The 21,880-nt window shown below is 62.7% G+C and carries 17 protein-coding genes; 12 read left to right on the top strand and 5 right to left on the bottom strand.

Annotation, left to right across the window (positions count from 1 at the left end; genetic code table 11):
* Nucleotides 1-1,392 (top strand): monovalent cation:proton antiporter family protein (locus UW3_RS27075; protein WP_010223340.1); only part of this gene is annotated, 1,392 nt, incomplete at its 5' end.
* A gap of 5 nt (nt 1,393-1,397) precedes the next feature.
* On the opposite strand, the gene UW3_RS0115090 is transcribed toward UW3_RS27075, so the two are convergent.
* A complete protein-coding gene (locus UW3_RS0115090) occupies nt 1,398-2,606 on the bottom strand; it encodes an ammonium transporter (protein WP_010223339.1) in 1,209 nt (402 codons plus the stop codon).
* Nucleotides 2,607-2,906: 300 nt separating this feature from the next.
* Between UW3_RS0115090 and UW3_RS0115085 the strand changes: the two genes are divergently transcribed.
* From UW3_RS0115085 to UW3_RS0115060, 6 genes are all read left to right on the top strand, one after another.
* A complete protein-coding gene (locus UW3_RS0115085; RefSeq protein ID WP_010223338.1) occupies nt 2,907-3,221 on the top strand; it encodes an ElaB/YgaM/YqjD family protein in 315 nt (104 codons plus the stop codon).
* 9 nt (nt 3,222-3,230) lie between these two features.
* Nucleotides 3,231-3,608, top strand: coding sequence for a phage holin family protein (locus UW3_RS0115080; RefSeq protein ID WP_010223337.1), 378 nt, complete (start codon nt 3,231-3,233; stop codon nt 3,606-3,608).
* A complete protein-coding gene (locus UW3_RS0115075; RefSeq protein ID WP_010223336.1) occupies nt 3,605-3,937 on the top strand; it encodes a hypothetical protein in 333 nt (110 codons plus the stop codon). The genes UW3_RS0115080 and UW3_RS0115075 overlap by 4 nt, the downstream gene beginning before the upstream one ends.
* A 189-nt stretch (nt 3,938-4,126) precedes the next feature.
* Nucleotides 4,127-5,458 (top strand): deoxyguanosinetriphosphate triphosphohydrolase, encoded by a 1,332-nt coding sequence (locus UW3_RS0115070; protein ID WP_010223335.1) that lies wholly within the window; start codon nt 4,127-4,129, stop codon nt 5,456-5,458.
* Between the two features lie 286 nt (nt 5,459-5,744).
* On the top strand, nt 5,745-6,377 hold the full coding sequence (locus tag UW3_RS0115065; protein WP_010223334.1) for a response regulator transcription factor: 633 nt from the start codon (nt 5,745-5,747) through the stop codon (nt 6,375-6,377).
* Between the two features lie 8 nt (nt 6,378-6,385).
* A complete protein-coding gene (locus UW3_RS0115060) occupies nt 6,386-10,036 on the top strand; it encodes a transporter substrate-binding domain-containing protein (protein ID WP_010223333.1) in 3,651 nt (1,216 codons plus the stop codon).
* A 57-nt stretch (nt 10,037-10,093) separates the two neighbouring features.
* Here UW3_RS0115060 and UW3_RS0115055 read toward each other — a convergent pair whose 3' ends face one another.
* Complete coding sequence (locus UW3_RS0115055) at nt 10,094-10,438, bottom strand: YggL family protein (protein ID WP_010223332.1); 345 nt, start codon at nt 10,436-10,438, stop codon at nt 10,094-10,096.
* A gap of 214 nt (nt 10,439-10,652) precedes the next feature.
* On the opposite strand from UW3_RS0115055, the gene dacB reads away from it, so the two are divergent.
* Entirely contained in the window at nt 10,653-12,116 is a 1,464-nt protein-coding gene (dacB, locus tag UW3_RS0115050) for a D-alanyl-D-alanine carboxypeptidase/D-alanyl-D-alanine endopeptidase (RefSeq protein WP_026001339.1), read from the top strand.
* Between the two features lie 7 nt (nt 12,117-12,123).
* Here dacB and UW3_RS0115045 read toward each other — a convergent pair whose 3' ends face one another.
* Nucleotides 12,124-14,517 carry a sensor domain-containing diguanylate cyclase gene (locus tag UW3_RS0115045; RefSeq protein WP_010223330.1) on the bottom strand — a complete coding sequence of 798 codons (2,394 nt, stop codon included), beginning with the start codon at nt 14,515-14,517 and terminating at the stop codon, nt 12,124-12,126.
* Between the two features lie 102 nt (nt 14,518-14,619).
* Nucleotides 14,620-16,818 carry a bifunctional 23S rRNA (guanine(2069)-N(7))-methyltransferase RlmK/23S rRNA (guanine(2445)-N(2))-methyltransferase RlmL gene (gene rlmKL / locus UW3_RS0115040; RefSeq protein ID WP_010223329.1) on the bottom strand — a complete coding sequence of 733 codons (2,199 nt, stop codon included), beginning with the start codon at nt 16,816-16,818 and terminating at the stop codon, nt 14,620-14,622.
* Nucleotides 16,819-17,355: 537 nt separating this feature from the next.
* Here rlmKL and rmf point away from each other — a divergent pair.
* Complete coding sequence (gene rmf / locus UW3_RS28250) at nt 17,356-17,571, top strand: ribosome modulation factor (RefSeq protein ID WP_010223328.1); 216 nt, start codon at nt 17,356-17,358, stop codon at nt 17,569-17,571.
* Nucleotides 17,572-17,667: 96 nt separating this feature from the next.
* On the opposite strand, the gene UW3_RS0115035 is transcribed toward rmf, so the two are convergent.
* Nucleotides 17,668-18,690 carry a quinone-dependent dihydroorotate dehydrogenase gene (locus UW3_RS0115035; protein WP_010223327.1) on the bottom strand — a complete coding sequence of 341 codons (1,023 nt, stop codon included), beginning with the start codon at nt 18,688-18,690 and terminating at the stop codon, nt 17,668-17,670.
* Nucleotides 18,691-18,842: 152 nt separating this feature from the next.
* Between UW3_RS0115035 and UW3_RS0115030 the strand changes: the two genes are divergently transcribed.
* The 3 genes from UW3_RS0115030 to UW3_RS27070 all read left to right on the top strand — a co-directional run.
* Nucleotides 18,843-20,057, top strand: a complete 1,215-nt coding sequence (locus tag UW3_RS0115030) for a CmpA/NrtA family ABC transporter substrate-binding protein (protein ID WP_010223326.1) — start codon at nt 18,843-18,845, stop codon at nt 20,055-20,057.
* A gap of 14 nt (nt 20,058-20,071) precedes the next feature.
* A complete protein-coding gene (locus tag UW3_RS0115025) occupies nt 20,072-20,647 on the top strand; it encodes an ANTAR domain-containing response regulator (protein WP_010223325.1) in 576 nt (191 codons plus the stop codon).
* 150 nt (nt 20,648-20,797) lie between these two features.
* The coding region (locus tag UW3_RS27070; RefSeq protein ID WP_010223324.1) for a nitrate/nitrite transporter at nt 20,798-21,880 on the top strand (1,083 nt) is incomplete at its 3' end.

The raw sequence follows: 21,880 nt of genomic DNA, 5'->3' as shown, positions 1-21,880 counted from the left end.
GCCCTGCTGCGGCCCAGCCGCTGGCTGCTGCCGCGCCTGTTCCATGAAGTGGCCAGCTCGCATTCGGCGGAATTGTTCGTGCTTCTGGCCTTGGTGATCGTGCTGCTGACGGCATGGCTGACTCATTTGCTGGGGCTGTCCCCGGCCCTGGGGGCCTTCCTCGCCGGCATGCTGCTGGGCGAAAGCAATTACCGTCATCAGATCGAAGCGGACATCCGCCCGTTCCGCGACATCCTGCTGGGGCTGTTTTTCGTCAGTATCGGCATGCTTATCGACCTGCAACTGTTTGCCAGCCATGGCCTGCAGATCCTCGGCCTGACCCTGGCACTGCTGCTGGTCAAGGGCTGCATCGTCGCCGCCCTGGTGCGGGTGCGCGGCAGCGACGCTGAAACCGCCTGGCGCAGCGGCCTGGCCCTGGCCCAGGGGGGCGAGTTCTGTTTCGCCCTGATGGCGCAGATGCAACAGACCCAGCTGCTGCCCGAGGAGCTGGGGCACCTGCTGCTGGCCGCGACCTTCTGCTCGATGCTGGTCACCCCCCTGCTGCTCCGGGCCGCCCCCGGCATTGCCGCGCGCCTGCATCGCAAGCCCAACCAGGAAGTTCAACTGGAAGAAATCGAAGCCCAGAGCGCCTCGATGAACGGCCATGTGCTGATTTGCGGCTACGGCCGGGTTGGCCAGTCGATCGGGCGCTTCCTGCGCCGCGAGGACATTCCCTTCATCGCGCTGGATGACGACCCGGTGCGGGTTCAGGAAGCCGCCGCCGGGGAAAGTTGCGTGCACTACGGCGACTCGCGCCGTGGCGAATTGCTCACGGCCATCGGCCTTGAGCGGGCGCGGCTACTGGTGATAGCCGTGGACAAGACCGACATCGCCCTGAGCGTGCTCAAGGCCGCCCGTGCGCGTCACGCCCAGGTGCAGATCCTGGTACGCACCCGCGACGACAGCCAGCGCGACGAGCTGCGCGCGGCCGGTGCCACGGCGGTGGTCCCGGAACTGCTGGAATCGAGCCTGATGCTGGCCTCCCATGCCCTGGTGATGCTCGGCCTGCCGCAAGATCAGGTACAGCACCGGGTGGATGAGGTGCGCAAGACCCGCTACCGCCTGCTGCATGCCTTCTACCATGGCGCCCAGACCAGCCCGGTCGACAGTGAAGGCCTGCCCAAGGCCATGATGCACGCGGTCAACCTCGGCGCCGAAGCCTTCGCTTGTGGCCGTACCTTGAGCGAGCTGGGCCTTGAACAACTGGGCGTCGAGCTGCAGGCGGTCCAGCGCCAGGGCGAGGAGCTGCAAGTGGATACCGGCACCTGCCTGCACGCCGGTGATGCGGTGCTGGTCAGCGGCCCGTTGAGCGCCGTGGAAGCCTGCCAAGCACGCTTGCTCGCCGGGCGCTGAACGATTCAGTCCTGACTGGTGGCGCCGATCTTGTGAATCGACAGGTCGGCGCCGTAATACTCTTGCTCCTGACCCAGGCGCAGACCGAGCAACAGTTTGATCCCCCCGTACACGGCAAAGCCGCCGATCAGGGCCACCAGAACTCCGGCCAAACTGCCGAGCAACTGGCTGACCAGGCTGACCCCGCCCAGCCCGCCCAAGGCACTCTGACCGAAGATCCCGCAGGCAATTGCGCCCCATACCCCGCACAAGCCATGCAACGGCCACACGCCCAGCACGTCATCGATCTTCCAGGTGTTCTGCGCGGCGATAAAGCAGCCGACAAACAAGGCGCCGGCAATCGCCCCGGTAGCCAGCGCGCCCACCGGGTGCATCAGGTCGGAACCTGCGCACACCGCCACCAACCCGGCCAACGGGCCGTTGTGCAGGAAGCCCGGGTCATTGCGCCCTACCACCAAGGCCGCCACCGTTCCGCCAACCATGGCCATCAACGAGTTGACCGCCACCAGGCCGCTGACCCCTTGCAGGGTTTGTGCGCTCATGACGTTAAAACCGAACCAGCCGACGATCAGGATCCACGAACCCAGCGCCAGGAAAGGAATGTTCGACGGCGCAAACGCCACCAGCTTGCCGTCGCGATAACGGCCGTTGCGCGGCCCCAGCAGCAATACCGCCGCCAGTGCCAGCCAGCCCCCCATGGCATGCACCACGACAGAGCCGGCAAAATCATGGAAGCCTGCACCAAAACGTGCCGCCAGCCAGGCCTGCAGGCCAAAGTTGCCATTCCAGACGATGCCTTCGAAGAATGGGTAGACAAAGGCCACGATCAACACCGTGGCGCACAGTTGCGGGGCAAAGCGTGCCCGTTCGGCGATACCGCCGGAAATGATCGCCGGAATCGCCGCGGCAAAGGTCAGCAGGAAAAAGAACTTCACCAGGCTGTACCCATGCGCCTGGCTCAACACCTGCGCCGGCTGCAGAAAGCTGACGCCGTAGGAAATCCAGTAGCCGATGAAAAAGTACGCCAGGGTCGAGACGGCAAAATCGCTGAGAATCTTCGACAGGGCGTTGACCTGGTTCTTGTGCCGCACAGTGCCCACCTCAAGGAAAGCGAAACCTGCGTGCATGGCCAGGACCATCACCGCACCGAGCAAAATGAACAGCGTGTTGGAGCCGTGGACCAGGGTGTCCACTGCGCTTTGCAAATTTTCCATGGAGTAGGCAGGCCTGCAAAAAAGCACCAAGACAGCTCAGATACACCCCTTCGTGCACCAACCTGGATCGTTGTCACGGCCACCTCCCTGGCCAATCCGGGTGATACGGGAGTTTTTCCTTGGGTTTGTCGTGGATTGGGTTAAGGTTTACAGGTCCGGTGTTTGTCCACGCCCACAAGCGGCGCAGGCACCGGCCCCGGCGCACCACGGCAAAGCAAAAGCTGTACCAGTGAATTGCACTTGAACCTTCGCCCGCGCCCACGACTCGAAATAGCCATACACACTGTTAGGGAGAGCCCCATGGCCAGCAAATCGGCAAAGACTGCTCAAGAAATACTGATGGCTGACTTCCAGGCCCTGGTACGCGATACCGAGAAGCTGCTGGAACACACGGCAACCCTGGCTGGCGATCAGGCCGATGAACTGCGCGAACAGATCCACGACAGCCTGCTGCGCGCCCGGGAAACCCTGCAACTGACCCAGGACTCGGTACGCGAACAAGGCCAGGCGGCCCTGAGCGCCACTGAAGATTACGTGCAGAGCAATCCCTGGCAGTCGATCGGCATCGCCGCCGGTGTCGGCTTCCTGATTGGCTTGCTGGCCACCCCCCGCTGAGGACCGAGCATGGAAAGCGAACCACTGGCCGGCGCCGGCCCCTCCAGCAAGCGCCTCGGTGCGGCGGTACTGGGCCTGTTGCACGGCCATGTCGAACTGTTTGGCATCGAATTGCAGGAGCAGAAGGCCCGGACCCTGAGCCTGCTGCTGTTGGCCGGGCTGGCCCTGGTATTTGCCCTGCTGTTGCTGACCGCCCTCTCCGGCCTGGTGCTGGTGATGCTCTGGGACAGTTATCGTCTGGCGGGCATCGTTGGCCTGTGCGTGTTCTATGGGCTGGCGGCGCTGTTTTGCGGCCTGCGCCTGAAGGCTGCGATGTTCGATGAATCGTCGCCGTTCAGCTCGACCCTCGAAGAACTTGCCAAGGACCGGGAGCGCCTGTTGCCATGAGCCTGCCTGAACTACCGCAGTCCGCCAACCGCCGAGAGCTGCGCAAGGCCCTGGTGCGCCTGCGCCTGGAGATGCACCGCCAGGAGATTCGCCATGAGTCCGGGCAACTGCTCAACCCCCTGACCCGCCTGCGCGCCATGGGCGACTCGCTGCAAGGCGGCCTGGGCATCAAGCACGCGCCGTTGTGGGGCATTGGTGCCGTGGTGCTGCTGGGTTTCCTGACCGGCAAAGGCGCCCGCAGCGGTAGCGTCAGCCGCTTGGTGAAATTGGCCACCAGCTTGATCCCGTTGTTGAAGCTGGCCATGCAAGGCGCTGGTAGCAAGCGGTAAGTGCCGCCAGCACGACAGGCAGCGCCTGGGTTACGACCGCTGCGCGCGTGATCGCGGGTCAAGCCCGCTCCCACAGATCGGCGCGCTCACTCTTGATCTACCTGCCCCGACCTAAGCTCACAAAGCCACTTGCAGCGCCGCCCCCTAACCGCGAAGCTACCCCCCAGCCCCCGCACCGGAGAAATGGCCTTGGATTGGCACACCCTGCTCACCCGCGAACGCCTCGGCAAACCCCTGCACAGCCCCGAAGAACTCGGCCGCAGCCCGTTCCACAAAGACCACGACCGGATCATCTTCTCCGGCGCCTTTCGCCGCCTGGGGCGCAAGACCCAGGTACACCCGGTGTCAAGCAACGACCACATCCACACCCGCCTGACCCATTCTCTGGAAGTCAGCTGCGTCGGCCGCTCGCTGGGCATGCGCGTTGGCGAAACCCTGCGCGCCAGCCTGCCGCAATGGTGCGAACCCAGCGACCTGGGCATGGTCGTGCAGTCAGCCTGCCTGGCCCATGACATCGGCAACCCACCCTTCGGCCATTCCGGCGAAGACGCTATCCGTCACTGGTTCCAGCAGGCCGCCGGGCGCGGCTGGCTGGATGCGATGAGCGAGCCCGAGCGCGCCGACTTTCTTAACTTCGAAGGCAATGCCCAGGGTTTCCGGGTGCTCACCCAACTTGAGTACCACCAGTTCGATGGCGGCACCCGACTGACCTATGCCACCTTGGGCACCTACCTGAAGTACCCCTGGACTGCGCGCCATGCCGACGCACTGGGTTACAAGAAACACAAGTTCGGCTGCTACCAGAGCGAACTGCCATTGCTCGAACAGATTGCCCGCAAGCTCGGCCTGCCACAGCTCGAAGAACAACGCTGGGCACGCCATCCACTGGTGTACCTGATGGAGGCGGCCGATGACATCTGCTATGCCCTGATCGACCTGGAAGACGGCCTGGAAATGGACTTGCTTGACTATGCCGAAGTGGAGTCGCTCCTGCTGAGCCTGGTGGGTGACGACCTGCCGGAAACCTACCGTCAGCTGGGCCCGGACGACTCTCGACGGCGCAAACTGGCGATCCTGCGCGGGAAAGCCATCGAACACCTGACCAACGCCGCCGCGCGTGCCTTCGTCGAGCAACAGCACGCCCTGCTGGCAGGCACACTCCACGGTGATCTGGTCGAGCATATGCATGGCCCGGCCAAACGCTGTGTATTGCAGGCCAAGGACATCGCGCGCAAGAAGATCTTCCAGGACAAACGCAAGACCCTGCATGAAATTGGTGCCTACACCACCCTGGAAATTCTCCTCAACTCGTTCTGTGGCGCCGCCCTGGAGCAGCACGGCGGCCGCACGCCCTCGTTCAAGAGCCGGCGTATCCTCGACCTGCTGGGTAACAACGCGCCAAGCCCCAACGCCTCACTGCACACCTCCTTCCTGCGCATGATCGACTTCATTGCCGGGATGACGGACAGCTATGCCAGTGAAATGGCCCGTGAAATGACTGGCCGTTCCAGCCCGACCTGAACGGCTGCGACGCACTGTCCGGGTACCGGACGGTGCGTGCGTATCCGTAGCAAGTAGGAAATAACTTACACGCAGATAACGATCATCAACAGACCGGCACTTTCGTAACTTCACCTTACTTTCAACCCGCCCAACACCCGCCCTACAAAGAACCCTCTGTAATCTCCGCTTGCAAAGTTAGTAGGACTTTTCCTATATATCGATTAACACGCCTTGAGTTCATGTGCGACCAGTTCTATCTGCGTTAAGGTGCTATTCCTCTCTGGCACCTTTATGGAAGTTCAACATGTACTCTGTATTCATCGTCGACGATCACCCGGTCATCCGCCTGGCGGTGCGCATGCTTCTGGAGAACGAAGGCTATCGAGTGGTCGGGGAATCGGACAATGGCGTGGACGCCATGCAAATGGTTCGTGAATGCCTGCCTGACCTGATAATCCTCGACATCAGCATCCCGCGGCTGGACGGCCTGGAGGTGCTCTCGCGCTTCCATGCCATGGGCGTCCCCGCAAAAATGAAAATCCTGGTACTGACCGCGCAATCGCCGGCGCTCTTCGGCAGCCGCTGCATGCATTCGGGCGCCGCTGGCTATGTGTGCAAAGCAGAAGACCTCTGCGAACTGCTCAGCGCAATAAAAGCTGTACTTTCCGGCTACAACTATTTCCCAAGTCAGGCCATCAACCCTGTACGTCGCCAGGATGACTCGGTATCGGAACTGGACCTGTTCAAACAGGTCAACGATCGCGAACTGATGGTTCTGCAACTATTTGCCCAAGGTAGAAGTAACAAGGAAATCGCCCAGGGCATGTTCCTCAGCAACAAGACCGTCAGTACTTACAAGAAAAGACTGATGCAAAAGCTCAAAGCCAACTCACTGGTCGAATTGATTGAGATGGCGAAACGCAATGCACTGGTTTGAGGCCACTCATGCATAGGCAACGCCTGATCCTGTTACTGTGCGCTGCCCTGGCCTGCCTGAGCCTTGCCGCCCAGGCAGATGAAGTCGCCGCCAGCCTGTTCACGCTGTTCAGCCGTGCCGGTGCGCTGCCCACAAAACTGCCACTGACGTCGACCCAGCGGATGTGGGTCCAAGGCAAGGGCCAACTGGTTCTGGGGACTTCAGCGCCGGATTACCCGCCCTTTGACATGACCGCCAGCGGCCGTGATTACGAAGGCCTGACCGCCGACTTCGCCGGGTTGATCGGTTCGGCACTGAACCTGCCGATCCAGGTTCAACGTTTCGCTACTCGCCAGGAGGCGGTAAAGGCCCTGGTACAAGGACAGATCGACCTGCTGGGCAGTACCAACGGCTTCGAGGCAGCGACTCCCGGCATTGCCCTGTCCAAGCCTTATGCCGTCGATCAGCCGGTGCTGGTGACCCGCGAGAACGAGTCACGCCCGCTCGATATGGGCCTGGCGGGCCTGCGCCTGAGCATGGTCTATCACTACCTGCCGTTGGATGAAGTGCTGGCCAGTTATCCTGATGCCACCATCCAGTCATACCCGTCCTATCAGAATGCACTCAATGCGGTCGCCTTCGACCAGGCCGATGTGTTTCTGGGCGATACCATCTCGACCCACTACCTTATCAACCAGGGCCATCTGCAAAACGTCAAGATGGCCAACTTCGGCAAGCACGAGCCCGTAGGCTTCAGCTTCGCCGTGCGACACGACAACCAGACCCTGCTGGAACTGGTCAACACCACCCTCGACCTGGTGTCCAGCAGCACCCGAGAAAGCATCTTCAAACGCTGGAGTGCCGGCAGCGACGTCTTGCTGACCGACCGCAAACTGCAGTTGTCACAACGTGAGGAGCGCTGGCTGAGCGGGCATCCGGTGGTGCGGGTGGTGGTTAACGAAACCGCTGCGCCGTTGACCTTCTTCGATAGCGCCGGCAACTTTCGCGGGATTGCCGCCGATTTGCTGGAACTTATCCGCCTGCGTACCGGGTTGCGCTTCGAAGTGCAACGGGCCAGCGGTATCAGCGATATGATCGACCGCCTCAACCATGACCAGGCGGACGTCATCGCAGCGATTTCACCCAGCCCTCGTCGCGCCGGGACCCTGGCGATCAGTCGCCCTTACCTGGAAAACTCCTACGTACTAATGACCCGCAAGGGTGCCGACAGCCCCGATTCGCTCGAGCAGATGGCCGGCCGGCGTCTGGCCCTGACCCGCGACAGCCCCTTGTACGATGATTTGCGCCAACGCTTTCCCGATATTCAACTGGTGGAGACCGAGAGCACGTTCTACTCCACTTCATTGCTGGCCAGTGGCCAAGTCGATGCGGCCATCACGGCGCTGATCAATGCCAACTTCAGCCTCGTGTCCCAGCGCGACTTGATGATCCGCTCCTCGGTCGGCGCGGAACCGGCCACCTTCGCCATGGCCACTGCGCGCAGCGCCCAGGAACTGGCGTCGATCCTCGACAAGGCGCTGTTGAGCATCGACCCGGAGGAACTGGGCATCATCAATAGCCGCTGGCGCGGCTACAGCACCGAAACCGACGCCTATTGGCAAAAATACCAGCGCCTGATTCTCCAGGTGGTCCTGGGTACCAGCCTGTTGCTCCTGCTGTCACTGGCCTGGAACGCCTGGATGCGCCGCCAGATCAAGCAACGTGAGGCCGCCGAACGGGCCCTGAACGACCAGCTCGAGTTCATGCGCGCCCTGCTCAACGGCACTCCCCATCCCATGTACGTTCGCGATCGCGACGGACTGCTGCAAAGTTGCAACGACAGTTACCTGGAAGCTGTCGAGGCGCAACTGAGCGACGTGCTGGGCAAAAGGATCCAGGACAGCACCCTGGGCGACAGTTGCTATGCCAGTCAGATCCAGGCCGATTACCAGAAGGTCATGCACGAAGGGATCCCGTTGATCGTTGACCGGCCGCTGTTGCTCAAGGAGCGCGAACTGACCATCTACCACTGGATCCTGCCTTATCGGGATTCCCTGGGCGAAGTCCAGGGGATCATTGGCGGCTGGATCGATATCAGCGAGCGACGCCAGCTGATTCAGGACCTGCGCCTGGCCAAGCAGCGGGCCGATGACGCCAATCGCGCCAAAAGCGTCTTCCTGGCGACCATCAGCCATGAAATACGCACGCCGATGAATGCCATCATCGGCATGCTCGAACTTACGCTCAAACGCGCGGATCAAGGGCATATCGATCGCCCGGCCATCGAGGTAGCCTACAATTCGGCCAAAGAACTGCTGGCCTTGATTGGCGACATCCTCGACATGGCGCGCATCGAATCCGGGCACCTGACCCTCGCACCGGAGCCTGTCAACCTGGCGGAGCTGGTCGAATCGGTCGGTCGCGTGTTCGATGGCGTGGCCCGGCAAAAGGACCTGCTCCTGCGCCTGGAGATTGCCCCGCAGGCCCACTGCGAGGTCCTGCTCGACCCCCTGCGTTTCAAGCAAATCCTGTCGAACCTGGTCAGCAACGCGATCAAGTTCACCGAAAAAGGGCAAGTCACCGTACACCTGGCCCTGGAGCCCGGCCCCGCTGCCAACCGGCCGACCTTGCGGGTAACGGTACAGGACAGTGGCATCGGTATTAGCCCACAGGATCAGCAGCGCTTGTTCCTGCCGTTCGCCCAGGCCAACCCGGACAGCAACCTGGCCCGCAGCGGCACCGGCCTCGGCCTGGCGATCAGCCGCGACCTGTGCCAGTCGATGGGAGGCAACCTGACCCTGCACAGCGTGCTCGGCCAGGGCACCCATGTGCACATCGGCATGCCCATGACCCTGTTGGCGGAAACCCCCAAGCCTGCTCCGGCACCGCCAGAGCCCTGTGCCGTGCTGCCCCCGCTGCGCGTACTGGTCATCGATGACCATCCCGCCAACCTGCTGCTGATTGCCCAGCAGCTGACCTTTCTGGGGCTTGAACATGCAAGCGCCGACAATGGACTGAGTGGCCTGAGCACCTGGCGCCAGGGGCAGTTCGATGTGGTGATCGTCGATTGCAACATGCCACAGTTGAATGGCTACCAGTTCACCCAGGCAGCGCGAGACCACGAACGGCAGTATCAATGGGTCCCCTGCACCATCCTCGGCTACACCGCCAACGCCCAGCCGGAGGTACGCGAGCGCTGCCGCCAGGTTGGCATGGACGACTGCCTGCTCAAGCCCATCAGCCTCAATGCACTGAGCCGGCGCCTGGCCGAAGCGCCCTTGCTGGCCGCACAGCCGCCAGCGCCTGCACCGCTGCCATTCGACCTGCAGGGGCTGGAGCCGGTGGTGGGCAAGAGCATGAGTGATTTACGCCAACTGCTCGAAGAACTGCTGCGCAGTTTCAAACATGACCGCGCCTCGCTCAAGGCCATCGATCCGCTCGGCGATGCAGTGCAACTGATGAATCAGGCACACAAGATTCTCGGACCCGCCCGCATCATTCAGGCCGACAGTCTGATTCAGGCCTGCGAGCAGCTGGAGGCCGATTGCCAGAGCAACCAGGCAGCATCGGTATTGGAGGATCGCCAGCAGCAGCTACTGAGCGTCTTGAGCGCGCTTGAAGACGCGTTGCAGGGGTACTTGCACGCACAGCCAGCCCAACCATCGCGGGGCAACACTTGAACAGGCGGCGGGGCAGAAACGAAAACGGCGGCCACTGGGGCCGCCGTTTCAGCAGGATCAGGAAGCCGGGTTAACCGGGTTTTCCGGATACCAGGCGTCCAGCAACGGGCTGACTTCGATTTTGGTCAGTTCGCTGCGGCCTTTGAGCCAGCTTTCAACAGTTGCACGCTGCTCTTCAGTGACCGAGCCACGCTCAGCCTTGCAGACCAGACCGAAGTCGTCGCCGCCAACGTAGTCCAGACCATTGGCATCCATGGCGTCATCCAGGAAAGCATCGAGGAAGGCGTCAATGGCTTCGTCGGACAGATCTTCCTTGAATTCCAGGTTCAGCTCAAAACCCAGCTCCTGGAATTCATCCACGCAGAGTTTTTTGCGCAGACGGCGGGAACGGTTAGTGGCCATGAAACAATCCTCTTGAGTATTAACGCGCGGCACTTTACCAGTTTCGCCGCGCCCTTGCCGGACTAAAAGCCGATAAGCTGCTGCTCGATCCGGTATTCACAGGCCCATGGGCCTTCGGCTTGGGGCATAATGCGCGCTATATTTTTCCGTATCGGGGCCTTCACCTTTTTTCGCTCCGTTTTTTTCACCCCTCGCTCGCAGGGTTTTATCGCACATGATCAGATCTCTTCGCCCTCTTTTGCTTGCCGGCCTGCTGATGCCCCTGGCGCTTTCCAGCCACGCGGCCGCGGTCAACACCACGCTCTCACCGAAAGTGCAGCAAGCGCTGAAAACCAACAAACTGCAGGATTCGGCCCTGTCGCTGGTGATGCTGCCGCTCAACGGCCCGGGCACCCCGACCGTGTTCAATGCCGATGTCTCGGTCAACCCGGCCTCGACCATGAAGCTGGTGACCACCTATGCCGCCCTGGAAATGCTCGGCCCCACCCACCAGTGGAAGACCGAGTTCTACAGTGATGGCCCGCTGCGCAATGGCGTGCTGCAGGGCAACCTGTACCTCAAGGGCGGTGGCGACCCGAAACTGAACATGGAAAAGCTCTGGCTGCTGATGCGCGACCTGCGCGCCAATGGCGTGCAGACCATCAGCGGCGACCTGGTGCTTGACCGCAGCCACTTCATCCAGCCGCAACTGCCGCAGTTCAACGATGACGGCGGCGATGAGAACAAGCCCTTCCTGGTCAAGCCCGACTCGCTGCTGATCAACCTCAAGGCCTTGCGCTTCGTCGCCCGTAACGACGGTGGCAAGGTCCTGGTGTCGGTCGAGCCGCCGATTGCCAACATTCGCATCGACAACCAGGTCAAGGCGGTCAACGCCAAGCAGTGCAGCGGCGACGTGCGCTACAACCCGGTGGTTCAGGCCGACGGCGTCAGCGTCGTGGTCAGTGGCCAGTTGGGCGATGGCTGCAACTCGCAAACCTACCTGTCGCTGCTTGATCACCCGACCTACGCCGCCGGTGCGGTACGGGCGATCTGGAACGAACTGGGTGGTAGCATCCAGGGCCGCGACCGGGTCGACAACGTGCCGAAAAGCGCCCGTTTGCTGGCGCGCGCCTTCTCTCCGGACCTGGTCGAGATCATCCGCGACATCAACAAGTACAGTAACAACACCATGGCCCAGCAGTTGTTCCTGAGCTTGGGTGCGCAGTTCCGTACCGACGCCGATGGTGACGACGCCCGTGCCGCCCAGCGCGTGGTGCGTCAGTGGTTGGCGAAAAAAGGCATCACCGCGCCGCACCTGATCATGGAAAACGGCTCGGGCCTGTCGCGCGCCGAACGGGTCAGCACCCGGGAAATGGCGGCCCTGCTGCAAGCTGCCTGGAACAGCCCGTACGCCGCCGAGTTCATCAGCTCGATGCCGCTGGTGGGGATGGACGGCACCATGCGCAAGCGCCTCAAGCGCACCGCCATGACCGGTGAAGCGCACATCAAGACCGGCACCCTGAATACCGTACGGGCCATCGCCGGCTTCAGCCGCGACAGCAACGGCAATACCTGGGCGGTGGCGGCGATCCTCAACGATCCGAAACCCTGGGGTGCTTCGGCAGTGCTCGATCAGGTCCTGCTGGACCTGTACCGCCAGCCAAAGCTGGTCAACAGCACCGCCGCCATTCAGCCCTGAGCCTGGCTCAGGGCTGTTCGCCCTCGACCCGGTCGCGGCCAGCCTGCTTGGCCGCATACACCCCCGAGTCGGCGCGCAGCAGCAAGGCATCGGCGCCCTCCCCGGGGCGCCAGCCGGCTACGCCGAAACTCGCCGTGACCATGCCGACACCGTCCACCGGCATACTGCGCAAGCCCTGCCAGAGTTCCAAGGCCAGGGTGTAGGCCCGTTCGGCATTGCTGCCCGGGCACAGGACCATGAACTCCTCGCCACCCAGGCGGCAGAACACGTCGGTGCGGCGCAAGCGATGGTTGATGCGCTGGCACAGGCTGCGCAGTACATGGTCACCCACGGCATGACCATACAGGTCGTTGATCCGCTTGAAGTGGTCGATATCCAGCATGATCACTGCCAGATCCTGACTATCGCGCTGGGCCCGCTCAAGTTCGGTTTTGAGCCGCTCCTGGAAGTAACGCCGGTTGTGGATGCCGGTCAGCGAGTCCGTCACTGACAACGCCCGCAGCTCCTCCTCGACGCGTTTGAGATCGGAAATATCCGTCAGGTAGCCATGCCACAAGGTAGCGCCCTGCTCGGCCGGCTCCGGCGTGGCCTCGCCACGTATCCAGCGCATCCCGGCCGCCGGCAGGACCACCCGATACTCCTCGCGCCAGGGCGTCAGGTGATCGGCGGAGTAGCGGATTGACGCGCGCACCCGCGCCAGATCGTCCGGGTGAATGCGCTCGAACACCGCCGTCGCATCCTCGCGCAGACGCTGCGGGTCGATCTCATAGATATCGCGCAAACCTTCGCTTGCATAGCTGAAACAGGAGTGGCCATCGCGGTCGAGGTGGAACTGATAGATGCCACCGGGCACCTCGGCGCTGAGTTTCTCCAGCAGGCGGTCACGGGCTGCCAGGGCCTCGTGCACACGCTTGCGCTCCGTGACATCGATGCAAATGGCCAGGTGCCCGACCCACAGCCCGTGCTCGTCGAGCACCGCGGTGACCAGCATATTGGCCAGCAAGTGGCTGCCATCCTTGCGCAACAGCGTCCACTCGCCCGGTTCGCTTTCACCCTCCTGGACCGTCTCGGCAAACATCGCCTGGGCCGCGCTGACCTCGCGGCCATAACGTTGGCTCAAGGCTCGTGCGCGGGCCTGCAGTTCCTGCGGCAATACCAGATCTTCAAGGGTCAGTTGGCCGATGACTTCAGCGCTGTGATAGCCGAGCATGCGTTCGGCACCGGCGTTGAAGGTACTGATCACCCCGCGCAAGCTGGTGGCAATGATTGCCACCTGGGTCGCGGCATCAAGCACGCTGCGCAGCTGATTATGGGTGTCGCGCAACGACTGCTCGCTGACGCGCAACTCGCCAGTGCGCTGCTCGACCAGGGTCAGGGCCCGCTGGCGCTGGCCGAACAGGCTGAACAGCAACGCGCTGAGCAACAGGCTGAGCAGGCCGCCAAGCAGTACCACGGCGTTCACCGCCGAGGAGCGATTGGCCTCCATGAACGCCAGACTCGGCTGAATATCCAGCTGATAGTCATGATCGGCCAGGCGCAACAGATGGCTGGCGGTCAGCTCAGTGCTGGCGCCCTCGTTGCCCGACTGAAACAACACCTCGCGCCGGCCTTGCCCGGACAGGTCGAGAATGCGCACTACCAGATTGTCCTGGCTCGGGCTGGGCAGCCCTTCGGCCATCAGTTGCTGCAGGCTGATCACCGCCAGCACGTAGCCGTCAGGGGCGCTGGCAGTATTGCCGGGCGCGAACACCGGGGCCACCATCAGCACGCCCCGGGTAAAAGCCGGATCGACATTGCTCAGGTTCAGCGGCGCCGAAACGGCCATGCTGCCAGGCTGCCGGGCGCGATCCAGAGCAGCCTGGCGCAGCGGTTGGGATAGCATATCCAGGCCCAGGGGCTGCGCCTGGTGACTCAGCGCCTGGGTGTAGTACAGCGGATAATAAAACGGCCGCGGCGCCGCGACCTGCAGGCTGCCCGCGTCAGTGAGTTCATGGATGGCAAAGGGTTTGCCGAGTGTCTGTGCGGCGCCGCGCTCGAACGCCTCGCGCGCCTCGCCGGCTACCCGTGGCGCCCAGGCATAGGCCTGGGTCCGGTAGAGCAAAGGTTGGGCATAGCCGTTGAACGCATCCAGGGTAACGTTTGAGGAGAACACAAAGAAACGGCGCAGGCCGTCAAGACGCTGCACCTGGTCCTCGAAGCGTTCTTCGATACGGCTGTAGCGTTCGCTGGCCAGCAGTTCGAAGCGCTGCCGCAGCTGCTGGTGGTACAGGTCGTGAGTCGCCAGCGCCAGCAGCGCTGTCAACAGGCTGCCGGCCACAAACGCCACACCGGCCACCAGCCAGGCGGAAACTTCTTCGCTGACAAAGCCGAGCATCTTCGGACGAGCGACGTGCATCGACATAGAAAGCACTCAAAACGCCAGCGTCCTGCGGATCGCGGGCTCTGATTGAGTTATAGCCATTAGCCATTAACGAAGCAATCATCGCCCGCGACAATCAGCCGATCAGCGCGCCTGGATCTTCCATGCCCGGTGAATCTTGCTATTGCGGGCAAAGTCCGGGTCCAGGGTCTGGGCACTGATCTCTTCCACCGCGTAGCGCTCAGCCAGGTTTTCATCGAGCTGGAACTTGCGGAAGTTGTTCGAGAAGTACAGCACGCCCCCCGGCGCCAGGCGTGCCACGGCCAGGTCGAGCAACTCGACATGATCGCGCTGCACGTCGAATACGCCTTCCATGCGCTTGGAGTTGGAGAAGGTCGGCGGGTCGATGAAGATCAGCTCGTACTCGTCGCGGCAGGCTTGCAGCCAGGCCATGACGTCGCCCTGCTCCAGGCGGTTCTTGTCCGAAAAGCCATTGAGCGACAGGTTGCGCCGCGCCCAGTCCAGGTAGGTCTTGGACAAATCGACGCTGGTGGTGCTGCGCGCACCGCCCTTGGCCGCATGCACACTGGCCGTGGCGGTGTAGCAGAACAGGTTGAGGAAGCGCTTGCCCGCAGCCTCGCGCTGAATGCGCAGGCGCATCGGACGGTGGTCGAGAAACAGCCCGGTGTCCAGGTAATCGGTGAGGTTGACCAGCAGCTTGACGCCGCCCTCCCGCACTTCCAGGAACTGACCCTGGGTGCTCTGGCGCTCGTACTGACGGGTGCCGGTCTGGCGCTCACGGCGCTTGACCACCACCCGGCTCTGGTCGATACCCAACGCCTGGGGAATCGCTGCCAGGGCGTCGAACAGACGCGCCTGGGCTTTTTCCGGATCGATCGAGCGCGGTGCGGCATACTCCTGCACATGCACCCAACCCTGGTACAGGTCGATGGCCAGGGCGTACTCGGGCATGTCGGCATCGTACAAGCGATAGCAACTGACGTTCTCGCGCTTGGCCCACTTGCCCAGTTGCTTGAGGTTCTTCTGCAGGCGGTTGGCGAACATCTGCCCGCCTTCGCTCAGGCGGGCCGGCTCGCTGGCCACGGCAGCGGGCGAACGCTGCTCGGCAACTTCGCCGTTGCGCTCCGGCTGACGGCGCTCGCCGGTGACGAACTGATCGGGCTGGACCTTGATCAACAGCAGCTTGCACGGCAAGGCGCCGTTCCAGAAGGCGTATTGCTTGTGGCTACGGATGCCCATGCGTTTGCCCAGGTCCGGGGCACCGGTGAACACCGCCGCTTCCCAGTTCAGGCAGGCCTGGCGCAGACGCTCGCCGAGGTTCTGATAGAGGTACAAAAGGCTGGCCTCGTCGCCCAGACGCTCGCCATACGGCGGGTTGCAGATCACCAGGCCTTTCTGGTTCTGGTCCGGGCGCGGCTCGAAGGTGCCGACTTCGCCCTGGTAGATCTTCACCCAATCGCTCAGGCCTGCGCGTTCGACGTTGTTGCGGCCTGGCTGGATCAGCCGTGGATCCGCCTCGAAACCACGGATCCACAGCGGTGGACGAGCCAGGCCAGCTTCGGCACGGGCCAGCGCCTCGTCATGGAGTTTGCGCCACAGTGCTGGCACGTGGCCGAGCCAGGCGCTGAAACCCCAACGCTCGCGACGCAGGTTCGGTGCGATATCGGCGGCGATCATTGCCGCTTCGACCAGGAAGGTGCCCACGCCGCACATCGGGTCAGCCAGGGCGCCGCCTTCGGCGGCGATGCGCGGCCAGCCGGCACGGATCAACACCGCGGCAGCGAGGTTTTCCTTCAACGGTGCAGCGCCTTGCTGCAGGCGGTAGCCGCGCTGGTGCAGGCTGTGGCCAGACAGGTCCAGGGACAGGATCGCCTCGCCGCGCTCCAGGCGCAGGTGCACGCGCAGGTCAGGGTTGAGCTTGTCCACCGACGGGCGCTCACCACTGCTGGTGCGCAGTTTGTCGACGATCGCATCCTTGACCTTCAAGGCGCCGAAGTGGGTGTTGTCGATGCCCGAACCATGACCGCTGAACTCCACCGCCAGCGAGCCGCTGGCTTGCAGGTGATCCTGCCACTCGACTTCATTGACGCCGTCGTAGAGGTCGTCGGCGTTTTTCATGTTGAAGCGCTTGAGCACCAGCAGCACGCGGTTGCCCAGACGCGACCACAGGCACAGCCGGTAGGCGGTTTCCATGTCGGCGGTGCCGCGAATCGCCGAGGTGTGCTCACGCACTTCTTCAAGGCCAAGGCCACGCGCTTCTTCGGCAAGCAGGCCTTCAAGGCCTTTGGGGCAGGTGAGGTAAAGTTCGAAACGGTCCGACATGGGGTATCCAGAGCCTTGAGCAATAAAGTGGAAGAGCAAGCGCATCGCCCTTCCGATGTTTAATCGAACGCCTTTCCACAGCGTTCGAGTGGCGCTTTTTTACGCCGGGCCACCCGCCAACCTGACTTTTGCCATGGCAGAAAAGTCTTTGATTGCCGAGCAGAATGAAAAATTCAGGTAAAAAACCGGGAAAAATGACCCTTCGTCGTTTTACCTTCGTTGTTACAAATTATCACATGGCAATGGCCAGATGATTTCGTTTCAGACCAAACCCTGATCATAGCGGGCTTTGCGCCAGATCCTAATCAGACGCATTTATTTACTTATCCTGTGACCCTATGAAAGGTTACGTCCTTATGACAAAACGATCATTCACACTGTGTCGTGCATTGGTTAGAACTGATCTCAGGTTGTCACCGCAACGGTACAACACTTCCGCTCGCGACGCCGGCAGCGAGCGCAAACCGGCAGAACGATTCTGCCCGACCTTCTAGAGGTCGACGGGACATTACAGTCAACAAGTGAGGGCAACACCCTATGAGAAGACTTAAGCGTGATCCGTTGGAACGAGCTTTTTCACGTGGCTACCAATATGGGGTCACCGGCAAATCCCGCGAGCTTTGCCCCTTTACTCTACCGTCTGTACGTCAGGCATGGATCAATGGCTGGCGCGAAGGACGCGGCGACAACTGGGACGGTATGACCGGCACTGCGGGTATCCATAGACTCAACGAACTTCACGCCGTTGGCTGAACGAGGAACTGAATCCGATTACCATGCACGCCCCATCCGGGCGGCGGGCTAAGGCCCAGGGGCCCCTTGAGGGGGCCCTTTTTTATGCCTGCCGTTTCAGCGTGGCAAGGCTGCGATGGCATCCACTGCCTCGCGGATCAGGGCCGGCCCCTTGTAGATGAACCCCGAGTAGATCTGTACCAGGCTGGCACCGGCGGCAATCTTCTGCGCCGCATGCTTGCCTTCGGTAATCCCGCCTGCGGCAATGATCGGCAGCTTGCCGCCCAGCTCGCCGGCCAGCACCTTGACAATATGGGTGCTTTTTTCCAGCACCGGCGCGCCCGACAGGCCACCCGCCTCATCACCATGCAACAACCCTTCGACGCCTTCGCGGCCAAGGGTGGTGTTGGTGGCGATTACCGCGTCCATGCCTGCCTCGAGCAGGGCCGAAGCCACCAGCGCGGTTTCTTCATCGCTCATGTCCGGGGCGATCTTGATTGCCAGTGGCACCTGCTTGCCGCGCTCGCTCACCAGTTGCGAGCGGCGCTCGGCCAGGGCGTCGAGCAGTTGCTTGAGCGAATCGCCGAACTGCAGGCTGCGCAGGCCCGGGGTGTTGGGCGAGCTGACGTTGACGGTGATGTAGCTGGCCTGGTCGTAGACCTTGTCGAGGCAAATCAGGTAGTCGTCGACCGCGCGCTCGACCGGAGTGTCGAAGTTCTTGCCGATGTTGATACCGAGAATGCCACGGTATTTGGCCGCACGTACCCGGTTGAGCAGGTTGTCGACACCCAGGTTGTTGAAACCCATGCGGTTGATGATCGCTTGCGCTTCCGGCAGGCGGAACAGGCGCGGCTTGGGGTTGCCCGGTTGCGGACGCGGGGTAACGGTGCCGATCTCGACAAAACCGAAACCCAGTTGGGCAAAGCCGTCGATGGCCGCGCCGTTCTTGTCCAGGCCTGCTGCCAGGCCGACCGGGTTGGCAAAGTTCAGGCCCATGACGGTGACCGGCAAAGAGGCCGGCGCCTTGGTCAGCAGCCCGTTGAGGCCCAGGCGGCCACCGGCGCCGATCAGGTCCAGGGACAGGTCATGGGAAGTCTCCGGGGAGAGCTTGAACAGCAACTGGCGGGCCAGGGTATACATGGGCGGGCTTAGCTCGACGTGAGTGAGGGGGCGATTATAGCGGTGGCGTCGTCCGGGGGACAGGGCCGCCTTGGCATATGCGTTGCTAGATCCCTCTTACAACGCCTGCCACGCGAGCGGTACGGCCTGACCTTCGACACAGGCGCAATGACGTGACCAACCCTATTCCCGTAACTTCCCTGGCCTGGGTCAACGGCAGCGATGCCCCGGAAAAGCCCAGCCTGAATCTCGGTTTCATGGCCCTGAGCGATTGCGCCTCGGTGGTGGTGGCTGCCACCCAGGGCTTCGCCCAGGCCTACGGCCTGAGCCTGAACCTGCAGCGCCAAAGCTCCTGGGCCGGCCTGCGTGACAAGCTGGCCAGTGGCGAGCTGGATGCCGCTCACAGCCTCTATGGCCTGATCTATGCGCTGCAACTGGGCATCGGCGGTAGCGCGGCCACCGACATGGCGGTGCTGATGGGGCTGAACCAGAACGGCCAGGGCATCAACCTGTGCGCGGCACTGCAACGCCAAGGTGTGACCAGTCCCGAGGCACTGGAGCGTTTCGTGCACCAAAGCAGGACAAAACTGACCTTTGCCCAGACCTTTCCCACCGGCACCCATGCCATGTGGCTGTATTACTGGCTGGCCAGCCAGGGCATCCACCCGTTGCTTGACGTCAACAGCGTAGTGGTGCCGCCTGCACAGATGCTCGCGCACCTGCAAGCCGGACGCATCGATGGCTTTTGCGTCGGTGAACCCTGGTCGGCGGGCGCCATCGAGCAGGGCCAGGGTTTTACCCTGGCTACCAGCCAGTCGATCTGGCCGGACCATCCGGAAAAGGTCCTGGGTTGCACCCGGGCCTTTGTCGAACAGTACCCGAACACCGCCCGGGCCCTGGTGATGGCGGTGCTGGCCGCCAGTCGTTTCATCGAGCAGAACAACGAAAATCGGCGCAGTACCGCGCAGCTGCTCAGCGGCAAGGCGTACCTGAATGCACCGCTGTCGAGTATCGAGCCACGCCTGCTCGGCCAGTACCAGGACGGCCTGGGCAACCAGTGGCATGACCCCCACGCCTTGCGCCTGCACGATGAAGGCCGGGCCAACGTGCCATACCTGTCCGATGGCATGTGGTTCATGACCCAGTTCCGCCGCTGGGGCTTGCTGCGCGAAGATCCCGACTACCTCGCCGTGGCCCGCCAGGTCCAGCAACTGGCGCTGTACCGCGATGCCGCCACAGCGATCGGCGTGCCCTGCGCAGGCCCCGACATGCGCAGCAGCCCGCTGATCGATGGCAGCCATTGGGATGGCAGCGACCCGTATGGCTACGCCCGCAGCTTTCGCCTGCATGCACTGGCGGAACCGCCAGCCACCCTCGCCCGCCGCTGAAAGGAGACGCCACCATGCTGCGAATCCTGTTGATCGACGACACTGCGAAAAAAGTCGGTCGCCTCAAGGCCGCCCTGGTCCAGGCCGGGTTCGAGGTGATCGAAGAGTCGGGCCTGACCATCGACCTGCCGGCGCGCGTCGAAACGGTGCATCCGGACGTGGTGCTGATCGATACCGAGTCACCGGGCCGGGATGTCATGGAGCAAGTGGTGCTGGTCAGCCGCGACCGGCCGCGGCCGATCGTCATGTTCACTGACGAGCACGACCCCGGCGTGATGCGCCAGGCCATCCAGGCCGGGGTCAGCGCCTACATCGTCGAAGGCATCCAGGCCACGCGGCTGCAGCCGATCCTTGACGTGGCCATGGCCCGCTTTGAAAGCGACCAGGCGCTCAAGGCCCAGCTGCAGGCCCGCGACCAGCAACTGGCGGAGCGCAAGCGGATCGAGCTGGCCAAGGGTCTGTTGATGAAAATGAAGGACTGCAACGAAGAACAGGCCTACACCCTGATGCGCCGCCAGGCCATGAGCAAGCAACAAAAGCTGATCCAGGTGGCCGAGCAGATCATTGCCATGAGCGACCTGCTCGGCTGAGGCATTCTGGCCCGGCTCTTGCTATCAGCAAAGGACAGGTAGCCAACGGCGGTTGCCCCCTTCACGACAAAGACGTCGCACCCCCACTCGCGCAAGCGGGTCGGGTGGCGACGTCTTTTTCGTTTCCGTCCCTGTTCAACGAGGTGTTCGATGAATACGAGTTTCTGGAAGTCCGGGCATGTCCCTACCCTGTTCGCCGCCTTTTTGTACTTCGACCTGAGCTTCATGGTCTGGTACCTGCTCGGCCCGCTGGCGGTGCAGATCGCCGCTGATTTGCAACTGACCACCCAGCAACGCGGCCTGATGGTCGCCACGCCAATCCTTGCCGGGGCGATCCTGCGCTTTGTCATGGGCCTGCTGGTGGACCGGCTGTCGCCCAAGACCGCCGGGCTGATCGGCCAGGTGATTGTCATCGTCGCACTGTTCTGCGCCTGGCGCCTGGGAATCCATAGTTATGAACAAGCCCTGTTGCTCGGGGTGTTCCTCGGCGTTGCCGGGGCCTCGTTTGCCGTATCGCTGCCGCTGGCCTCGCAGTGGTACCCGGCCCAGCACCAGGGCAAGGCCATGGGCATCGCTGGCGCCGGCAACTCCGGCACCGTGTTCGCCGCGCTGCTGGCCCCGGCCCTGGCCGCAGGCTTTGGCTGGAACAACGTCTTCGGTTTTGCCGTGATCCCGCTGCTGCTGACCCTGGTGCTGTTCAGCCTGCTGGCGCGCAACGCCCCCGAGCGGCCCAAACCCAAAGCCCTGGCCGACTACCTCAAGGCCCTGGGTGACCGTGACAGCTGGTGGTTCATGTTCTTTTACAGCGTTACCTTCGGCGGCTTCATTGGCCTGGCCAGCGCCCTGCCCGGCTACTTCAACGACCAGTACGGCCTGAGCCCGGTGACCGCCGGCTACTACACTGCCGCCTGCGTATTCGCCGGCAGCCTGATGCGCCCGTTGGGTGGCGCCCTGGCTGATCGCTTCGGCGGTATCCGCACCTTGCTGGCGATGTACAGCGTCGCCGCCATCTGCATTGCCGCCGTCGGCTTCAACCTGCCCAGCGCGGTGGCCGCCCTGGCCCTGTTCGTCAGCGCCATGCTCGGCCTGGGTGCCGGCAACGGCGCGGTGTTCCAGCTGGTGCCGCAACGTTTTCGCCAGGAAATCGGCGTGATGACCGGGCTGATCGGCATGGCCGGCGGCATCGGCGGCTTCCTGCTCGCCGCGGGCCTGGGGACGATCAAGCAGCACACT

It is taken from the genome of Pseudomonas donghuensis, from assembly GCF_000259195.1.
GTDB lineage: Bacteria > Pseudomonadota > Gammaproteobacteria > Pseudomonadales > Pseudomonadaceae > Aquipseudomonas > Aquipseudomonas donghuensis.
Note: the sequence above shows the minus strand (reverse complement) of the source record. Positions and strands in the feature narration are given on the sequence as shown.